Here is a 15,740-nt window from a genome sequence, read left to right as displayed (position 1 = left end):
GATCAATCTCCTGATTTCTGATTGTTTTCAGAACGGTACGCCTCGTAGAGGCGATCCAGATTGCGGGTGATGTAGGCGCCGAAGGCGGCCGCTTCCGCCGCTTTCAGCGCGATCGTGTACTGGCGGCCGTTGGTCTTGATGCTGGCTTCGACCGGCCCATCCTTGCGCCGCCATGTGGCCGGGGCCGCCTTGGCAACCACGGGCGTATCCGTCCGCGCCAGATGGTTGCCGAGAAGGTTGAAGCGCTCTTCCGGCGAACGGGCCTTGATACGCTCGCGCGCAAGAAACTCCACCGCCTTGTCTTCGTTGGCGGGGTCGTCGAAACGCGTCGCGAGCTCGTGCCAGCGATCGCGGCCGATGGAGAGCGCCGGACCGATGCCGGAACGGACCGCCTTCGGTATCCGGTTCACGACCGACAGCATTTTCGAAAGGGTCGTCTTGTCCGCGCTGAGCGCCGCCATGATCGTCTCGCGGTCGAAGCCGCGCGCTTCCAGTTCTCCCGCGAAGGTCGCCCGCTCAAGGAAGGAAAGATCCGCCCGCGCGCTGTTCTCCTGGCCCTGGGCGATGACGTGGTCGCGGTCGGTCAGCACCTTGACCACCGCACGGACAGGCCGGCCGAGCAGGCGGGCGGCCTTCGCGCGCCGGTGGCCGAAGGCGATCTGGTAGATCCCGTCCTTTGCGGGATGGGGGCGCACGAGGATCGGCGAATCCTGGCCGCGCACGCGCATCGCCTCGACGAGTTCCTGGAACTGCTGGTCGGAATGCACCAGACGGTCGGAAATGAAGGATTCCTCGATCTGGTCGGGCTCGAGCTCGATGACGACCTCGCCGGCCGTCAGCTTCGCCTCGATTTCCTTGGCGGCGTCGGCCTTGGCGGCAAGCGCGTCGATGCTGCGCGTCACGGCGCCGAGCGCACCGATCCCCTTGTAGGTGACGTGCTGGCGCGGTTCTTCCGAAGCCGGGTTTACCGGCGTCAACTTCTCCGGCGCCGGGTTCATCAGGTTGGAAAGAACGTTCTTGCGCGCCATGATCAACGCCCCCACGCCCTGTGAATGAGATCGACGATTTCCGCGTTGACCGCTTCCATGGACTCAAGCGCGCGGTCATAGGTCGCCCGCGTGAACTGGCTGCGGTCGACCTCGTAGAGCGTCTGGTTGGTCAGCGCCGCATCCGCGATGGCAACGCTTCGCACCATCGGGTTGGTCAGAACATGCTGCTTGAACAGCGAGCGCATGAAGGCGACCATCTGCGTCTGCGGGCCGTCGGCCGGGTCGTAGCGGGTGACGAGGTAGCGCAGCCAGTCGAGGTTCATGTTGCCGCCGGCGCTCTTCAGCGTGTTCAGCACCTCGCCCAGCATCTGCAGGAACTGGCACATGGACATGACGTCGAGCATCTGCGGATGCACGGTGATGAGCACCGCGGTGGCGCCGCAGATGGCGCTCATCGTCAGGAAGCCGAGCTGCGGCGGGCAGTCGATCACCACCACGTCGTAGTCGTCGGCCACGGACGAAAGCGCCTCGTCGAGCCGCGCGAAGAAGATCCGGCCGTAGTCGCCGCTGTTGCCCTGCGCGAGAATGCGCGGGGTGTCGTGCTCGAACTCCATGAGCTCGAGATTGCCGGGCACGATGTCGAGGCCCGGGAAATTCGTCTTGCGGATGATCTCCTTCAACGGCCGGCGCTGGTCGTCATAGCGGATCGCGCCATAGAGGGTCTCGTTCTCGTTGACGTCGAATTCCGGCTGGAAGCCGTGGATCGCCGAAAGGCTGGCCTGGGGGTCGAGATCGACGGCAAGGACGCGGTGCCCCGTCAGCGCGAGATTTTGCGCCAGATGCGCCGTCGTCGTCGTCTTGCCCGAGCCGCCCTTGAAGTTCACCACCGCGATGACCTGCAGATGCTCGCTTCCGCGCCGCCGCGGCACATAGCGCTGGCCGCGGCTGTTCTGTTCCAGATACTCGCGCATTTCCTGCAACTGCTCGGCCGTATAGGAGCGGCGGCCGGACGGCGTGACCTGCGGCAGCGGCCCCTTGGATTCGAGCGAAAGATTGCGCAGGTAGCCGCTGGTGACGCCGAGGAAGTGGGCAGCCTCACTCAGCTGGAACTGGCGCAGGGTCTTCTGCGCAACGGGCGGGAACATCTCCAGCCGGTGCTGCTTCAACTTGTCTGACAGTTCGTGCGCCTGCCCGATGATCAGTTGATCGACCTCGGAAATTGCCTGTCCGAACATTGCGGCCATATTCATGTCGAGAATCTCAAAATGCGATTTCAAGCCCATATGAGGGATTAAACCGCATTTAGAACCGATTCTGATGTTAGAGCAAGGCATTAATGGTTAACGGAAAGTAACCGCGAGCCCTCGCGCGCCGGCGTTTGCCGGGCCGCAGGCATTGCTTGCCACACTCTTCTAGCGCGGCGCGGGGCCGCCAGACAGATGCAGGCGAGGTTACCCACCGTTTATTGCCACGTCCATGGAGGGGTGGAAAACGGGCCGGTATCCGGCAGCCAGCACCAGCACCGTCGAAGGCGGCGTGAGAAGCCCGTCGGCCCTGTCGAGGCCCTGCGGCAGGGCGTAACCGGCTTCGGTCCAGCGATAGGCAAGTCCAGCGCAAAGCGTGAACGCGTCCTTTCCGACGGCGACGATCGTGCCGTCTGGAAGCGCCGGGAGCGGGCCTGCAATCGGATGCAGCCGTTTCTTCCGTCCCACAAGGCGCTCGCCATGAAGCGTAGCGTCGATCGCGGCGGCGGAGGGAAGCGGTTCCCGTTTTGCCGCAGCCCAGAGGGCGCGGAATGCCTCCGCCGCTTCGCGCCGGCAGAAGAAGCAGGGCCTGTGGCCGGCGGCGAGGGCAATGGCCTCGTCGAGGAAAAACAGCTCGGTCCAGCTTCTGCCGCCCATCACCACGCGGCGACGGTTCTTGTATTCGCAGGCGCAGATCAGCCATGCCTTGCCGGCCCAGCGTTTGCCGAGGAGCGTTCTGGTCGCCGGATCGTGAATGATGCCGCGATTGCCGGTGAAAAGGCCCCGCTGCGCGATGGCGACGATCTCGCCGAACGGTGTGACACGGTTTTGAAGCGGCATGCCTATCCGACCTGAATGACGGGCCATCGCGAGGGTTCTGCAAACCATAGTGCGCAGCGCCACCGGGCGCCACCCGCTTTGCATCGCACGTCAGCACGGCGTTTTCGGTTGACGGCGGAATGGTAAAACGGTGGTGCTGCCGCCAACCACCGCCAAGGGAGAATCGCATGGCCGAAAACAACGCACCCTTCTTCATCGAGGATACGGACGAGGGCGAGATTTCGTCCGACGTCGCGGGCCTGGGCAACCTCCTGATGACGACACATATTCCGCTTCGCGCGGACGGTTCGCTGGAAACGGGTGACATCAGGACGCAGAGCGTCGCCACGCTCGAAAGCCTGAAAGCCTCGCTGGAAAAGGCCGGCAGCAGCCTCGCCGACGTCATACACCTGACGATCTATCTCACCGACATGGCCGACCGTCCCGCCTTCAACGAGGTCTACTGCAGCTTTTTCAGGAAGCCCTATCCCGTCCGCTGTGCCGTCGGCGTCAGTGCGCTCGCCGATCCCGGCATGAAGGTGGAGGTGACGGCCATGGCCGCGCGGCGCGGGTCTTTCTGATGCCGGCCATGCCGCAATCCCCGGCGTGCAAGGGCCTTCCTGGGAACATCGGCCATCGCGCCATCCTTCTATGTGCATATTTTCTATAAAAATAGTCAATTAAAGAAAGCCGTGCCTGCTGACCCCCGTTTTCGTTTGGTATCCCTATAAGCCTCAGGGGTCTCCAGCGGAGCGGGAACGATGAATGCCCATATCGAGAACACGCATTTCAACATCCGCGGTACGGTGCCGCCGGACCATCCGGCCGATGCCGACAGCCTGAAGGCTGCGCTGCGCACGCTGGGCGGCGGGGTCAGCATCATCACGGCAGGGCAGGGGGAAACGCGAACGGGCGCCACCGTCACCTCCGCGACCGCGCTCTCCGTCGAGCCGGCGCGCATGCTCGTTTCCCTCAACCGCACCTCCTCGACCTGGCCCGTCGTCGAGCAATACGGCCATCTCGGCATCAACATCGTCGGCCCCGCCCATGAGACGCTTGCCGACCAGTTCGCCGGCCGTGGCGGCCTGCGCGGTCCCGATCGTTACCGCGGCGCGGAATGGACCACCGCCATCAGCGGCGCGCCCCTGCTGGTCGATGCCGTCGCGGCCATCGATTGTACCGTCGAGGAAGCCATCGAGCGGCACAGCCATGTGATCGTCATCGGCAAGGTGCAGGCGATCCGCATCGGCACCGGTCACTCGCTGCTCTATCAGGACGGCCGCTATCACGCCGTGCCCCGGTAACGGCCGGGCGGCTTCCATCAAGCGACATCCAGGCATGGAAGACCCGCCCGTCGGCGGGAACGCGAAACTGCGGCCAAAGGCGGCCACCTTCGAAAAGAAGCGAAAGGAAACAAGATGACACGCAAGATCAGGCTTGGCGCATTCCTTCCGGGCGGCGGGCAGCACATCGCCTCGTGGCGGCATCCGGACCAGCCGGCCGACGGCGCAACCAGCCTCGACTTCCACCGGCAACTCGCCCAGACGGCCGAACGCGGCCTCTTCGACGCCTATTTCCTGGCCGACAACCTCGCCATCGGTTTCGGCGGGGCGAGGGAGGGCGGCAACGCCCGCGTCGCGGGCTTCGAGCCGGTGACGCTCTTCTCCGCGCTCGCACCGTTCACGAAGAACCTCGGCTTCATCGCCACGGCATCCACCACCTACGAGGAGCCCTACAACACGGCCCGCAAATTCGCCTCGCTCGACCTCATTTCGGGAGGCCGGGCCGGGTGGAACGTCGTCACGACGACGGGCGATCCGACCGCGCAGAACTTCAACCGCGAGACCCAGTTGCCGCACGCCGCGCGCTATCGCCGCGCCGGCGAGCATGTCGAGGCGGTCAAGAAGCTCTGGGACAGCTTCGAGGACGACGCCTTCATCCGCGACAAGGAGAGCGGCGTCTTCTACGATCCGGAAAAGCTGCACGAGAGCGAGCATCGCGGCGAACATTTCCAGGTGCGCGGGCCGCTCAACGTTCCCCGCTCGCCCCAGGGCCATCCGGTGATCGTGCAGGCGGGCCAGTCGGATGACGGGCGCGGGCTTGCCGCGGCCACGGCCGAGGTGATCTTCACCGCCCACCAGCACATCGAGACGGCGCAGGAATTCTACCGCGACATCAAGGCGCGCGCCCGGGGCCTTGGCCGCAACCCGGACCACATCCTCGTCATGCCGGGCGTCGCCGCCTTCGTCGGCCGCACGCAGGAGGAGGCACGCGAGAAATACGAGCGCCTGACCTCGCTGATCCTTGAGGAAGACGGCGTCGGGCTTCTCAACGGCCTGACCGGCGGGACGCTCGACCTGCGCGGCTACGACGTCGACGGCCCGCTGCCGCCCGCCCCGCCCACCGAGGGCATGAAAAGCCGGCAGGCGCTCATCCGCCAGATCGCCGACGAGAACAATTTCTCGATTCGCCAGCTCTACCAGTGGGTCGCCACCGCGCGCGGGCACTTCACCATCGTCGGCACGCCCGAGACGATCGTCGATACGTTGCAGGAATGGTTCGAGAACGAGGCCGCCGACGGCTTCAACATCCTGCCGCCGTGGCTGCCGACGGCGCTCGACGACTTCGTCGACCTGGTGATCCCCGAGCTCCAGCGCCGGGGCCTGTTCCGCACCGCCTACGAGGGCACGACGCTGCGCGAAAACCTCGGCCTGCCGTTCCCCGTCAACCGCTGGGCCGGCGCGCGCAACGCCGTCCAGGCCGCCGAATAGGAGGGCGTCATGTCCTATGAGAACGTCAACTCCACCCTCGGCGCGGATTTCCGCCTGGCCGCGCGTCCACGTACGGCGCCCGCCCGGGTCGGACGGCTGAGCGCCGCCCTGTCGCCCTTCGTCGCCCGCTACGGCATTGTGCTGGGCTTCCTGGCGCTCTGGCAGATCTCGAGCACGCAGGGCTGGGTCAACCCCTCCGTCTTCCCGCCGCTCGACACCATCCTCGCCGCGCTGTGGGACAGCATTTCCAGCGGCGCGCTCGTCGATGACATCGCGATCAGCCTCCAGCGGTCCGGCATCGCCTTCCTCGCGGCCGTCGCCATCGGCGTCCCGCTCGGCCTCGTCATGGGGCAGGTCCGAGTCGTCGAGCAGGCGCTGGATCCGCTGCTGCAGTTCTTCCGCCAGACGTCCGCGCTCGCACTCTATCCCGTCTTCATCCTGCTGCTCGGGCTCGGCGAAACGTCGAAGGTCTTCGTCATCTTCTGGGCGACGCTCTTTCCGCTTCTGCTTGCGACCATCGGCGGGGTGAAGGAGGTCGACACCAAGCTCATCGAGATGGCGCGAACCTATGGGGCGAGCCGCTTCACCATCTTCCGCCGGGTGGTGCTGCCGGCCTCGGTTCCCGCCATCTTCGTGGGCCTGCGCCTGTCGGCGACCACGGCGCTCCTGCTCCTCATCGCCGCCGAGATGATCGGCGCGAACAAGGGCATCGGCTTCCAGGTGATGAACGCCCAGTACAATTTCCAGATCCCGCTGATGTTCGCGGCGATCCTGCTGCTCGCCCTGCTCGGCCTTGCCGCCAATGCCGTGCTCGTCCTTCTCCAGCGCAAGCTCTGCCGCTGGTCGCAGCCGGCCGCCTGATCCTGCTCCCATTTTCCGAAAGGACACCGAAATGACCTTCCATTCCCGCAAGCTCCTGCTTTCCGCAGCCCTCTTCCTCGGCCTTGCCGGCGCGGCCTCCGCAGAGGAGGTCAAGCTGCGCTATCTCGCAAGCCAGGGCGGCCTTTCCGCCCATGAGCTGGCCGCCGAGCTCGGCTATTTCGAGGGCACCGGCATCACGCTCGAAAATGTCGGCTATGCCGCGGGCGGCCCGGCCTCGCTGATCGCGCTCGCCTCCGGCGACGTGGAGATCGGCAGCGCGGCGACCTCGGCCGTGCTCAACTCCATCATCGGCGGCAACGACTTCGTCGCCGCCTATCCCTCCAACGGCATCAACAAGGAGGTGGAGTCGATCTTCTACGTGCTGGAAGACAGCCCCATCAAGGCCATCAAGGATATCGCCGGCAAGAGCATCGCGGTGAACACGCTGGGTGCCCATCTCGACTACACGATCCGCGAGGCGCTGCACTCGGTCGGCCTGCCGTCGGATTCGGCGAACCAGGTCGTCGTGCCGGGTCCGCAGCTCGAGCAGGTCCTGCGTTCCGGCCAGGTCGACATCTCGGCCTTCGGCTACTGGCAGACCACCTTCGAGGGCGCGGCCAGGAAGAACGGCGGCCTGCGCGCGGTCTTCGGCGACACGGACGTGCTCGGCGAGATCGCCGGCGGCTTCGTGGTGCTGCGCCGCGACTTCGTGAAGGCGCATCCCGAGGCCGCCAAGGCCTTCGTGGAACAGTCCGCCCGCGCGCTCGACTATGCCCGCGAGCATCCGAAAGAAACCCGCCAGCTCCTCGCCAAGGCGCTGAAGGAGCGCGGTGAGAACCCGGACATCGCGCAGTATTTCCGCGGCTACGGCGTGCGCGCCGGCGGCCTGCCGGTCGAGCGGGACGTGCAGTTCTGGATCGACGTGCTGGTCCGCGAGGGCAAGCTGAAGGAAGGCCAGCTTGCGGCGAAGGACGTCCTCTACACGCCCGACACCGCAACGAACTGAGGCAGGACCATGAGCCTTTCCGCCGAAACCGTGCGCGGAGAGGTGGCGATCCGTCACCTCTCCAAGTCCTACACGCTGGACGGCCGGCCGCTGCCCGTCCTCAGCGACGTGAACCTGAACATCCGCTCCGGCGAGAGCCTTGCCATCGTCGGGGCCAGCGGATCGGGAAAGACGACGCTGCTGCGCATCCTCGCCGGGCTGGAGAATGCCGATGGCGGCGAGGTGCTGATCGACGGCAGGGCCGTGAAGGGCGTCGGCGCCGAGCGCGCCGTCATCTTCCAGGAGCCACGGCTCCTGCCCTGGCTGACCGTGCTGGAAAACGTCGCCTTCGGCCTCGACACGCGCGGCGTCGGCCGTGCGGAAGGGAAGAACCGGGCGCGCCGCTATGTGCAGCTCGTCGGCCTTCAGGCCTTCGAGAACGCCTATCCGCGCCAGCTCTCGGGCGGCATGGCGCAGCGCGTCGGCATCGCCCGGGCGCTGGCGGTGCAGCCGGAGATCCAGCTGCTCGACGAGCCGCTCGGCGCCCTCGACGCCATGACGAAGATCGGCATGCAGCAGGAGCTGACGCGCATCTGGCGCGACGAGGACGTGACGACCATCCTCGTCACCCACGACCTCGAAGAGGCGGTCTATCTTGCCGACCGCATCCTCATCCTGCCGCGCGAGAAAAACGCCGCGCCACGGCTCATCGAGATCGACCTGCCGCGCCCCCGCGACCGCAGCTCGCCCGAATTCGTGCGCCATCGCGAGGAACTGCTGAACCTCTTCGGCCTGCATTGACGCATGATTGCCTTTGACCCCGCCCGCTCCGGCCGATAGACGAACGTCATCCGGCCGGGCGGGTCTCTTCACGCCCCGGTCGGAATGAAAGAGCCTTTCGACGGGGGATCCCATGACCGATCTTTTCGATGCCGCGCCGCGCACCGGCTCCATGCCGCTCGCCGCGGAACTGCGCCCGGCGACGCTGGACGACGTGATCGGCCAGGAAAGGGTCATCGGCCCCGGCACGATGCTGCGCCGGCGCATCGCTGCGGGAAGGCTCGGCAGCATCATCCTCTACGGCCCGCCGGGGCTCGGCAAGACGTCTATCGCCCGCGCCATCGGCAACATGCTCGGCAAGAACTTCCGCCCGCTGCACGCCGCCCACAACAATGTCGCCGACATCCGCAAGATCGCCGACGAGGCGCGCATGCGGCCCACGCTGCTCTTCGCGGACGAGGTGCACCGCTTCAGCGCCACGCAGCAGGATCACCTGCTTGCGCTCTGCGAAGAGGGCGTCGCGGACTTCATCGGCGCCACGACGGGCAATCCCTACCACACCCTGACCCCCGCTCTCATTTCCCGCTCCTCCATCCTGAAACTGGAACCGCTGGCCATCGAGGAGATGGAAGAGGTGGTCCGGCGTGGTCTGCATCACCTTGCGGCACGCGGCATCGAGGTCACGCTGGAGCCCGCCCTGCTGCGCCGCATCGCCGGCCGTTCCGGCGGCGACGCCCGCCGGGCGCTGACCGTCCTGGAAAGCCTTGCGGTCGGGCACGCGCCCGGCGCACCGGTCGTCATCAGCGAAGCCATGGTCGAGGAGGCCTATGCGGCCGCCCCCGTCAACCACGACCGTTCGGGCGATGCGCATTACGACGTGGTCTCGGCCTTCGTGAAATCCATGCGCGGTTCCGATCCCGACGCTACGCTCTATTGGCTCGCGCGGCTCGTCCATGGCGGCGAGGACCCGCGCTATATCGCCCGGCGGATCATGATCCACGCCTCCGAGGACGTCGGCCTTGCCGACAACACCGCGCTCCAGACCGCCGTCGCGGCGCTGCATGCCGTGGAAAAGATCGGCTATCCCGAGGCGCAGATCGTGCTGGCCCATGCGGCCCTGCACGTCGCCCGCGCGCCGAAATCCAATTCCGCCTGCCGCGGCATTTCGCTGGCGCTCGCCCATGTGGCGAACGAGGCGCCATCCGCCGTGCCGATGCATCTGCGCGATGCGCATTACAAGGGCGCAGCGGCGCTCGGCCATGTCGGCTACGCCTTCCCGCATGACGACGGGCGCGGCTGGAGCGACCAGGCCTATGCGCCGGACGTGCCGCGCGGCGCCTTCTACCAGAGCGACGCGCGCGATGCCGCCACCTTCGAGCGGCGCGCCGACGAGCATTGGGAACAGGTGACCGGCCGGCCGACTCCGGCCGCTTTGCCGGAAAACGCTGACGGCTCAGTGCTCGGCAAGCCCCGCCCGGACGCGGTTGACGACGGTCCAGACGAGCAGCACGCAGGCCATCGGCTGGATATGCCACGTCCAGGCCGGCAGCGTGCCGAAGGCCGCGACGAGCGCGCCCAGCGCCCCGAACAGCAGCGCCCGGTCGCTCTTGCCCATCGGCCCCTCGTAGCTCCGCCCGTTGCCATGGGCGACGCCGAGCACGCCGGCAAATTCCGTCAGGGTCGCAAGGAAGACGATCGCCGCCATCCAGGGCAGCGACAAGGGGGCGACCATCGCGAAGGGTATGTAGAGCGCGGCATCGGAAACGACGTCGGCGATCTCGTTGAGATAACCGCCGAGCGCGCTCTTCTGGCCGTGCTCGCGCGCCAGCATGCCGTCGATGACGTTGAACGCCATGCGCAGCAACATCCAGACCGGCACGAGCGCGAAGAGCGCCGGCTCGGGCCGGGCGAGAAGAAGCGCGCCGATCCCCACCGAGACGATGGCCGCGACGAGCGTCACCTGGTTGGCGGTGAGCCCCATGGTGGCCAGGCGCCCCACCAGCGGGCGGAGCAGGGCCTGGAAGGACGATTTCAGTTTATAGATCGACATGAAAGCGCGAATCCGCTCGATTGCTGCGACTGAAATGAAAGCGCAGCCGATTGGAAATCAACTGCGAATACGGGTCTTCATCCGTATAGGGGAGGACGATGTCTGTGCAAGGGGATGACGGCATGATCGAAAAGGCGTTTGCGAGCCATGACGGCGTGGAGCTGTTCTATCGCGTCTGGCCGGCCCGCTCAGGCACCGCGAAGGGCGCCATCGTGCTCCTGCATCGCGGCCACGAGCACGGCGGGCGCGTCGCCCATATCGCCGAGGAACTCGGGCTCGACGACTTTGCCTTCTATGCCTGGGATGCGCGCGGCCACGGCCGTTCGCCCGGCGAGCGCGGCCATTCGCCCTCCTTCGCCCATTCGGTGCGCGACCTCGACTGCTTCGTGCGCCACATCTGCGCGACCGACGGCTTCGCGACGAACGAGATCGCCGTCGTCGCCCAGAGCGTCGGCGCGGTACTTGCCGCGACCTGGGTGCACGACTACGCCCCCGACATCCGCGCGCTGGTGCTCGCCTCGCCGGCCTTCGACGTGAAGCTCTACGTTCCCTTCGCCAAGGAGGGCATCGCGCTCTGGCAGAAGCTGAAGGGTACGTTCTTCGTCAACTCCTACGTCAAGGCCCGCTTCCTGACCCACGATCCGGACCGCATCGCCTCGTTCAAGGCCGATCCGCTGATCACCCGCCCCATCGCCTCCAACATCCTGCTTGAGCTTTACGAGGCGGCGGATCGCGTGGTGGCGGATGCGCGCGCGATCACCGTGCCGACGCAGCTTCTGATTTCCGGCAGCGATTTCGTCGTGCGCCATGCGCCGCAGCACCGCTTCTTCGAGAACCTCGGCAGCACGATCAAGGAACGCCATGTCCTGCCCGGCTTCTACCACGACACGCTCGGCGAACGGGACCGCGCCAAAGCGCTGGAGAAGGTGCGCGCCTTCATCGCCGCACGCTTCGCCGAGCCGCCGGTCGTGACGGACGTGCGGCGGGCGCATCTTTCCGGCTACACGCGCGACGAGGCGGACCGGCTGGCGACGCCGCTTTCGCCTGTCTCGCCGCGCGGGCTCTACTGGGCGCTGACGCGCGCCTCGATCCGCCTCGGCGCCCTCTTTTCCAAGGGCCTCGCCACGGGCGTGCGCACCGGCTTCGATTCCGGCTCGACGCTGGATTACGTCTATGAGGACGAAGCGCGGGGCCTCGGCCCCGGCGGGCGGCTGATCGACCGGCAGTTCCTCGACGCCATCGGCTGGCGCGGCATCCGGCAGCGGAAGATCCATCTGGAAGAGCTGATCGGCACGGCGCTCGCGCGTCTGAGGGCGGAGGGCAAGCCGCTGCGTGTCCTCGACATCGCCGCCGGCCACGGGCGCTACGTGCTCGATGCCGTCGCCGCATCCGAGGCGAAGCCCGAGAGCGTCCGGCTGCAGGATTTTTCGCCGGTCAACGTGGAAAAAGGCGCGGCGCTGATCGCCGCGCGCGGCCTGGAGGCCATCGCCTCCTTCCACCGCGCCGACGCCTTCGACGCGGATGGCCTTGCTTTTGTCGAGCCGCGGCCGACGCTTGCCATCGTCTCCGGCCTCTACGAGCTCTTCCCGGACAATGGCCTGATCGAAGCCTCGCTCGATGGCCTGTCGCGGGCGCTGGAGCCCGGATCGCTGCTTCTCTACACCGGCCAGCCCTGGCATCCGCAGCTCGAAATGATCGCACGGGCGCTCACCTCCCATCGCGGCGGCGAGGCCTGGATCATGCGGCGGCGGACCCAGCAGGAGATGGACCAGCTCGTCGCCGCGGCCGGCTTCCGCAAGATCGAGCAGCGCATCGACAAATGGGGCATCTTCACCGTCTCGCTGGCCGAGCGCATCTGAGGCCGACGATGGGGGAGGGTGTCGCATCCGCTCGTGCCGTCGACCGCCGCGCCGTTTTCCGCGCGGCGGCGCTCTGGCTGCTGTTCCTCGCGCCGTTCTTCTACCTGACCTACGGCACGTCGAACTGGCTGGCCTCGCTGGGAACGGCCGTGCCGAACCTTGCCTTCGGCTGGGAAGGGCACATCCCCTTCATCGCCTGGACCATCGTCCCCTACTGGTCGATCAACGCCTTCTACGCGCTCTCGCTCTTCGTCAACGACACGCCTGACGACGTCGGCCGGCTGGCGCGGCGGTATCTCACGGCGCAGGTCGTCGCCGTCGCCTGCTTCATCGCCTTTCCCCTGCAGGCCATCTTCGTGCGGCCGGAAACGCACGGGCTGCCGGGCTTCATGTTCGACGTGCTCGGCGGCTTCGACAGGCCGTTCAACCAGGCGCCCTCGCTGCACATCGCCCTCGTCGTCATCGTCTGGGATCATTGGCGCCGGCGGCTCGCCGGGACATGGCTTGCGATATGGCACGGCTGGAGCCTGCTGATCGGCATTTCCGTGCTCACCACATGGCAGCATCACGTCATCGACATCCCGACGGGCGCGCTGCTCGGCCTCTTCGCCCTCTGGCTCTTCCCGCAAGGACAGGCCTCTCCGCTTGCCGGCTTCCGGCTGACGGAGAATGCGAAGGCCCGGCGGCTCGCAGGCTGCTATGCAGCGGGCGCCGCGTTTCTCCTCGCGCTGACCGTTCCGGCAACGCGCGTTTCCGGCGCGGGCCTCCTGCTTGTCTGGCCCGCTCTCGCGCTGGCCATCGTCGCGCTCGGCTATGCCGGCGCGGGAGAGCGCGTGTTCCAGAAGAGCGCGGACGGCCGGATGAGCCTTGCGGGCCGCTGGCTGCTCCTGCCCTGCCGGCTGGGCGCGCGGCTGAACATCCGCTGGTGGACGCGGCGGCTGGCGCCGGCGGCGGAGATTGCCGACGGTGTCTTTCTCGGCCGCATGCCGGCGCGCGGGGAACTGGCGACCTATGCGTCGGTCGTCGACATGACGGCGGAGCTGCCGGGCCTGTCGGTGCCGGGCCTCGCCTGGTACGCCTTCCCCTCGCTCGACCTGCTGCCCGTACCCGCCGCACGCATCCGCGCGGCCGCCCTGGCGGTCGAGGCGGCGCGCCGGCATGGCCCGGTCCTCGTCTGCTGCGCGCTCGGCTTCCAGCGCAGCGCGGTGGTCGCGGCGTGCTGGCTGGTGCGCGCCGGCCTAGCCGCGAACGCCGCCGCGGCCGTGGCGCAGATCAAGGCGGCGGGCCGACCGGTCCATCTGCCGTTCGAGGCCTATGCCCTCATCGAGGAGGCGGCGCGATGACGGCCTGGAAAACCGCAACCAAGAGCGCCGCCCGCCGGCTGCGGCGCAACGGTTTCATCGGCGGCGGTGCGGTGTTGCTGATCCTCGCCCTTGCGCCGCCGACCGCGGGCGCCCACGGCTTCGCCGGGCCGCTCGCCTGGTGGCTGCTGCTGGCCTTCTGCCTGCTGCCGCTCGCGTTCTCGATCCATCTCCTGTTCGATGCCGCGCTCTTCCGGCTCGCCGCGTCCCACGACGCGGAGGAAGCGGGCCTTGCCGCCATCGACGATGTGCTGGTGCGCATGGGCCTACGGGCAGGGGACGGCGCCACGAGGACCTTGCCGGAGCGCCTTGCCGGATGCCGCCGGCTCGTCTGGCTGCAACGGATCTCGCTCGCCGCCGGCATGGCACTCTACGCTATCCTTCTGCTCGATGCGGCGGGAGGCGGCGCATGACCGGCGGCAAGGCATCTCTCCTGCAAAGGGCCTGCGGCGCGGTGCTTGCCGGCCTGTCGCGTGCCGTCACCGGCGTCCGGCCGATCTGGGCGGGCGTCAAGCCGAACGGCCGGCAGCGCATCTATTTCGCCAACCATGCCAGCCACGGCGACTTCATCCTCGTCTCGACCTGCCTGCATCCTGCCGAGCGCAGCCGCACGGCCGCCGTCGCCGGTGCGGACTACTGGAAGGCCGGTGCCGTCCGCAGCTTCATCTCGGGCAAACTCCTGCGCACCGTTCTCGTCGAGCGCAACTGGGTGGAGCGCACGGCCGATCCGCTGCAGGTCATGCTCGCGGCGCTCGATGCCGGCGAATCCCTGATCTTCTTTCCCGAGGGAACCCGAAACATGACGGAGGAACCGCTGCTGCGCTTCCGCTCCGGCCTCTACAACCTCGCCGCCGCACGGCCGGATGTCGAGCTCGTGCCCTGCTGGATCGAGAACATGTCCCGCGTGCTGCCGAAGGGCGCGCTGCTGCCGGTTCCGCTGCTCTGCCGCGTCGTCTTCGGCGAACCGGTCACGCTGGAAGACGGGGAGGACCGGAAGGTCTTCCTCGAGCGCGCCCGCGCGGCACTTCTTGCCCTTGCGCCCCGAAAGGATGGACACCGCCGATGAGCGACGACACAACCCGCCTCTTCCTCGGCCTCGTCGCCGTTCTCGCCACGGCGAGCCTCGTTGCCGGCATTCTCTCCTGGCGCAGCTCAAAGCCCCTGCCGGCAACGCTCGACAACCTCAATGCACGCATCAAGGCGTGGTGGATCATGGTGGCGGGCATCAGCATCGCCTTCCTCTTCGGCAAGGGCGGCGTGATCGCGCTCTTCGCCTTCGTCTCCTTCGCCGCGCTTCGCGAGTACGTGACGCTCACCAACACGCGCCATGCCGACCGCTGGACGCTGCTCGGCATGTTCCTCGTCGTCGTGCCGGCGCAGTACTACCTCATCTGGATCGACTGGTACGGGCTCTACTCGATCTTCATTCCGGTCTACTGCTTCCTCGCCATGCCGGCCGTGACGGCGCTGCGGGGCGATACGTCCCGCTTTCTCGAGCGGGTCAGCGAGCAGCAATGGGGCATCATGCTCTCCGTCTACTGCATCAGCCATGTGCCGGCGCTGGTGACGCTGCCCATTCCCGGCAACGAGGGCAGGGGCCTCCTCCTGATCGCCTTCCTGATCGCGACCGTCCAGGGCTGCGACGTCCTGCAATATATCTTCGGCAAGCTCTTCGGCCGCCACAAGGTCGCGCCGTCCATCTCGCCGTCGAAAACCTGGGAGGGGCTCGTCGGCGGCATCGCCAGCGCGTCGCTGATGGGCGCGGGGCTCTACTGGCTCACGCCGTTCTCGCCGCTGGAGGCCGGGACGCTCGCGGGCCTTGCCTGCATCATGGGCTTCTTCGGCGGCCTCGTCGCCTCGGCGATCAAGCGCGACCGCGGGGTGAAGGACTGGGGCCACATGATCGAGGGCCACGGCGGCATGCTCGACCGCGCCGACAGCCTCGTCTTCGCCGCGCCGGTCTTCTTCCACATCGTGCGCTACGCCTGGACCTAGCCTTGCTTTCTCCCGCAGGCCGAATC

Annotated in this window: 15 protein-coding genes and 1 pseudogene; 12 read left to right on the top strand and 4 right to left on the bottom strand. The window is 67.4% G+C overall.

From position 1 onward, the window contains the following. Nucleotides 1-2: 2 nt before the first annotated feature. From repB to L0976_RS26390, 3 genes are all read right to left on the bottom strand, one after another. A complete protein-coding gene (gene repB / locus L0976_RS26400; protein ID WP_234189881.1) occupies nucleotides 3-1,028 on the bottom strand; it encodes a plasmid partitioning protein RepB in 1,026 nt (341 codons plus the stop codon). Nucleotides 1,029-1,030: 2 nt separating this feature from the next. After that, nucleotides 1,031-2,233 (bottom strand): plasmid partitioning protein RepA, encoded by a 1,203-nt coding sequence (repA, locus tag L0976_RS26395; protein WP_370643870.1) that lies wholly within the window; start codon nucleotides 2,231-2,233, stop codon nucleotides 1,031-1,033. Between the two features lie 207 nt (nucleotides 2,234-2,440). Beyond that, nucleotides 2,441-3,073, bottom strand: coding sequence for a hypothetical protein (locus L0976_RS26390; RefSeq protein ID WP_234189894.1), 633 nt, complete (start codon nucleotides 3,071-3,073; stop codon nucleotides 2,441-2,443). Between the two features lie 167 nt (nucleotides 3,074-3,240). Here L0976_RS26390 and L0976_RS26385 point away from each other — a divergent pair, with 167 nt between their 5' ends. From L0976_RS26385 to L0976_RS26355, 7 genes and pseudogenes are all read left to right on the top strand, one after another. Then, nucleotides 3,241-3,633, top strand: coding sequence for a RidA family protein (locus tag L0976_RS26385; protein WP_203315723.1), 393 nt, complete (start codon nucleotides 3,241-3,243; stop codon nucleotides 3,631-3,633). A 180-nt stretch (nucleotides 3,634-3,813) separates the two neighbouring features. Then, entirely contained in the window at nucleotides 3,814-4,356 is a 543-nt protein-coding gene (locus L0976_RS26380) for a flavin reductase family protein (RefSeq protein WP_234189879.1), read from the top strand. A gap of 114 nt (nucleotides 4,357-4,470) precedes the next feature. After that, on the top strand, nucleotides 4,471-5,823 hold the full coding sequence (locus L0976_RS26375) for an LLM class flavin-dependent oxidoreductase (protein ID WP_234189878.1): 1,353 nt from the start codon (nucleotides 4,471-4,473) through the stop codon (nucleotides 5,821-5,823). A 9-nt stretch (nucleotides 5,824-5,832) separates the two neighbouring features. Further along, nucleotides 5,833-6,684, top strand: a complete 852-nt coding sequence (locus tag L0976_RS26370; RefSeq protein WP_203315720.1) for an ABC transporter permease — start codon at nucleotides 5,833-5,835, stop codon at nucleotides 6,682-6,684. A gap of 31 nt (nucleotides 6,685-6,715) precedes the next feature. Continuing rightward, on the top strand, nucleotides 6,716-7,690 hold the full coding sequence (locus tag L0976_RS26365) for an ABC transporter substrate-binding protein (RefSeq protein WP_234189877.1): 975 nt from the start codon (nucleotides 6,716-6,718) through the stop codon (nucleotides 7,688-7,690). Nucleotides 7,691-7,699: 9 nt separating this feature from the next. Next, a complete protein-coding gene (locus L0976_RS26360; protein ID WP_234189876.1) occupies nucleotides 7,700-8,470 on the top strand; it encodes an ABC transporter ATP-binding protein in 771 nt (256 codons plus the stop codon). Nucleotides 8,471-8,582: 112 nt separating this feature from the next. Then, a pseudogene (locus L0976_RS26355) lies at nucleotides 8,583-9,842 on the top strand (replication-associated recombination protein A); the annotation flags it as partial. A 60-nt stretch (nucleotides 9,843-9,902) separates the two neighbouring features. Here the strand turns inward: L0976_RS26355 and L0976_RS26350 are convergent. After that, nucleotides 9,903-10,499: a CDP-alcohol phosphatidyltransferase family protein gene (locus tag L0976_RS26350; RefSeq protein WP_234189893.1), complete on the bottom strand. Its 597-nt coding sequence runs from the start codon at nucleotides 10,497-10,499 to the stop codon at nucleotides 9,903-9,905. 98 nt (nucleotides 10,500-10,597) lie between these two features. Between L0976_RS26350 and L0976_RS26345 the strand changes: the two genes are divergently transcribed. From L0976_RS26345 to L0976_RS26325, 5 genes are read left to right on the top strand one after another with little or no spacing between them, the layout of a single operon-like run. Further along, the gene (locus L0976_RS26345) at nucleotides 10,598-12,358 is read left to right on the top strand and encodes a bifunctional alpha/beta hydrolase/class I SAM-dependent methyltransferase (RefSeq protein ID WP_234189875.1); all 1,761 of its coding nucleotides are present in this window, start codon (nucleotides 10,598-10,600) and stop codon (nucleotides 12,356-12,358) included. 8 nt (nucleotides 12,359-12,366) lie between these two features. Continuing rightward, nucleotides 12,367-13,701 carry a phosphatase PAP2/dual specificity phosphatase family protein gene (locus L0976_RS26340; RefSeq protein WP_234189874.1) on the top strand — a complete coding sequence of 445 codons (1,335 nt, stop codon included), beginning with the start codon at nucleotides 12,367-12,369 and terminating at the stop codon, nucleotides 13,699-13,701. Continuing rightward, on the top strand, nucleotides 13,698-14,132 hold the full coding sequence (locus tag L0976_RS26335) for a hypothetical protein (protein ID WP_234189873.1): 435 nt from the start codon (nucleotides 13,698-13,700) through the stop codon (nucleotides 14,130-14,132). The genes L0976_RS26340 and L0976_RS26335 overlap by 4 nt, the downstream gene beginning before the upstream one ends. Next, on the top strand, nucleotides 14,129-14,785 hold the full coding sequence (locus L0976_RS26330) for a lysophospholipid acyltransferase family protein (RefSeq protein ID WP_234189872.1): 657 nt from the start codon (nucleotides 14,129-14,131) through the stop codon (nucleotides 14,783-14,785). The genes L0976_RS26335 and L0976_RS26330 overlap by 4 nt, the downstream gene beginning before the upstream one ends. Then, nucleotides 14,782-15,714, top strand: coding sequence for a phosphatidate cytidylyltransferase (locus L0976_RS26325; protein ID WP_234189871.1), 933 nt, complete (start codon nucleotides 14,782-14,784; stop codon nucleotides 15,712-15,714). The genes L0976_RS26330 and L0976_RS26325 overlap by 4 nt, the downstream gene beginning before the upstream one ends. The last annotated feature ends 26 nt before the right edge of the window (nucleotides 15,715-15,740 follow it).

This window comes from Shinella sp. NM-101 (assembly GCF_021401195.1).
Classification (GTDB): Bacteria; Pseudomonadota; Alphaproteobacteria; order Rhizobiales; family Rhizobiaceae; genus Shinella.
The sequence above is the reverse complement of the archived record's forward strand: the minus strand, read 5'-3'. Positions and strand labels throughout refer to the sequence as shown.

Bases quoted from the DNA above. Each gene is read 5' to 3' on its own strand.
- L0976_RS26370 (WP_203315720.1), top strand. From the start codon at position 5,833: ATGTCCTATGAGAACGTCAACTCCACCCTCGGCGCGGATTTCCGCCTG.
- repB (WP_234189881.1), bottom strand. From the start codon at position 1,028: ATGGCGCGCAAGAACGTTCTTTCCAACCTGATGAACCCGGCGCCGGAG.
- L0976_RS26330 (WP_234189872.1), top strand. From the start codon at position 14,129: ATGACCGGCGGCAAGGCATCTCTCCTGCAAAGGGCCTGCGGCGCGGTG.
- L0976_RS26345 (WP_234189875.1), top strand. From the start codon at position 10,598: ATGTCTGTGCAAGGGGATGACGGCATGATCGAAAAGGCGTTTGCGAGC.
- L0976_RS26350 (WP_234189893.1), bottom strand. From the start codon at position 10,499: ATGTCGATCTATAAACTGAAATCGTCCTTCCAGGCCCTGCTCCGCCCG.
- L0976_RS26385 (WP_203315723.1), top strand. From the start codon at position 3,241: ATGGCCGAAAACAACGCACCCTTCTTCATCGAGGATACGGACGAGGGC.
- L0976_RS26335 (WP_234189873.1), top strand. From the start codon at position 13,698: ATGACGGCCTGGAAAACCGCAACCAAGAGCGCCGCCCGCCGGCTGCGG.
- repA (WP_370643870.1), bottom strand. From the start codon at position 2,233: ATGGCCGCAATGTTCGGACAGGCAATTTCCGAGGTCGATCAACTGATC.
- L0976_RS26360 (WP_234189876.1), top strand. From the start codon at position 7,700: ATGAGCCTTTCCGCCGAAACCGTGCGCGGAGAGGTGGCGATCCGTCAC.
- L0976_RS26325 (WP_234189871.1), top strand. From the start codon at position 14,782: ATGAGCGACGACACAACCCGCCTCTTCCTCGGCCTCGTCGCCGTTCTC.
- L0976_RS26375 (WP_234189878.1), top strand. From the start codon at position 4,471: ATGACACGCAAGATCAGGCTTGGCGCATTCCTTCCGGGCGGCGGGCAG.
- L0976_RS26340 (WP_234189874.1), top strand. From the start codon at position 12,367: ATGGGGGAGGGTGTCGCATCCGCTCGTGCCGTCGACCGCCGCGCCGTT.
- L0976_RS26390 (WP_234189894.1), bottom strand. From the start codon at position 3,073: ATGCCGCTTCAAAACCGTGTCACACCGTTCGGCGAGATCGTCGCCATC.
- L0976_RS26380 (WP_234189879.1), top strand. From the start codon at position 3,814: ATGAATGCCCATATCGAGAACACGCATTTCAACATCCGCGGTACGGTG.
- L0976_RS26365 (WP_234189877.1), top strand. From the start codon at position 6,716: ATGACCTTCCATTCCCGCAAGCTCCTGCTTTCCGCAGCCCTCTTCCTC.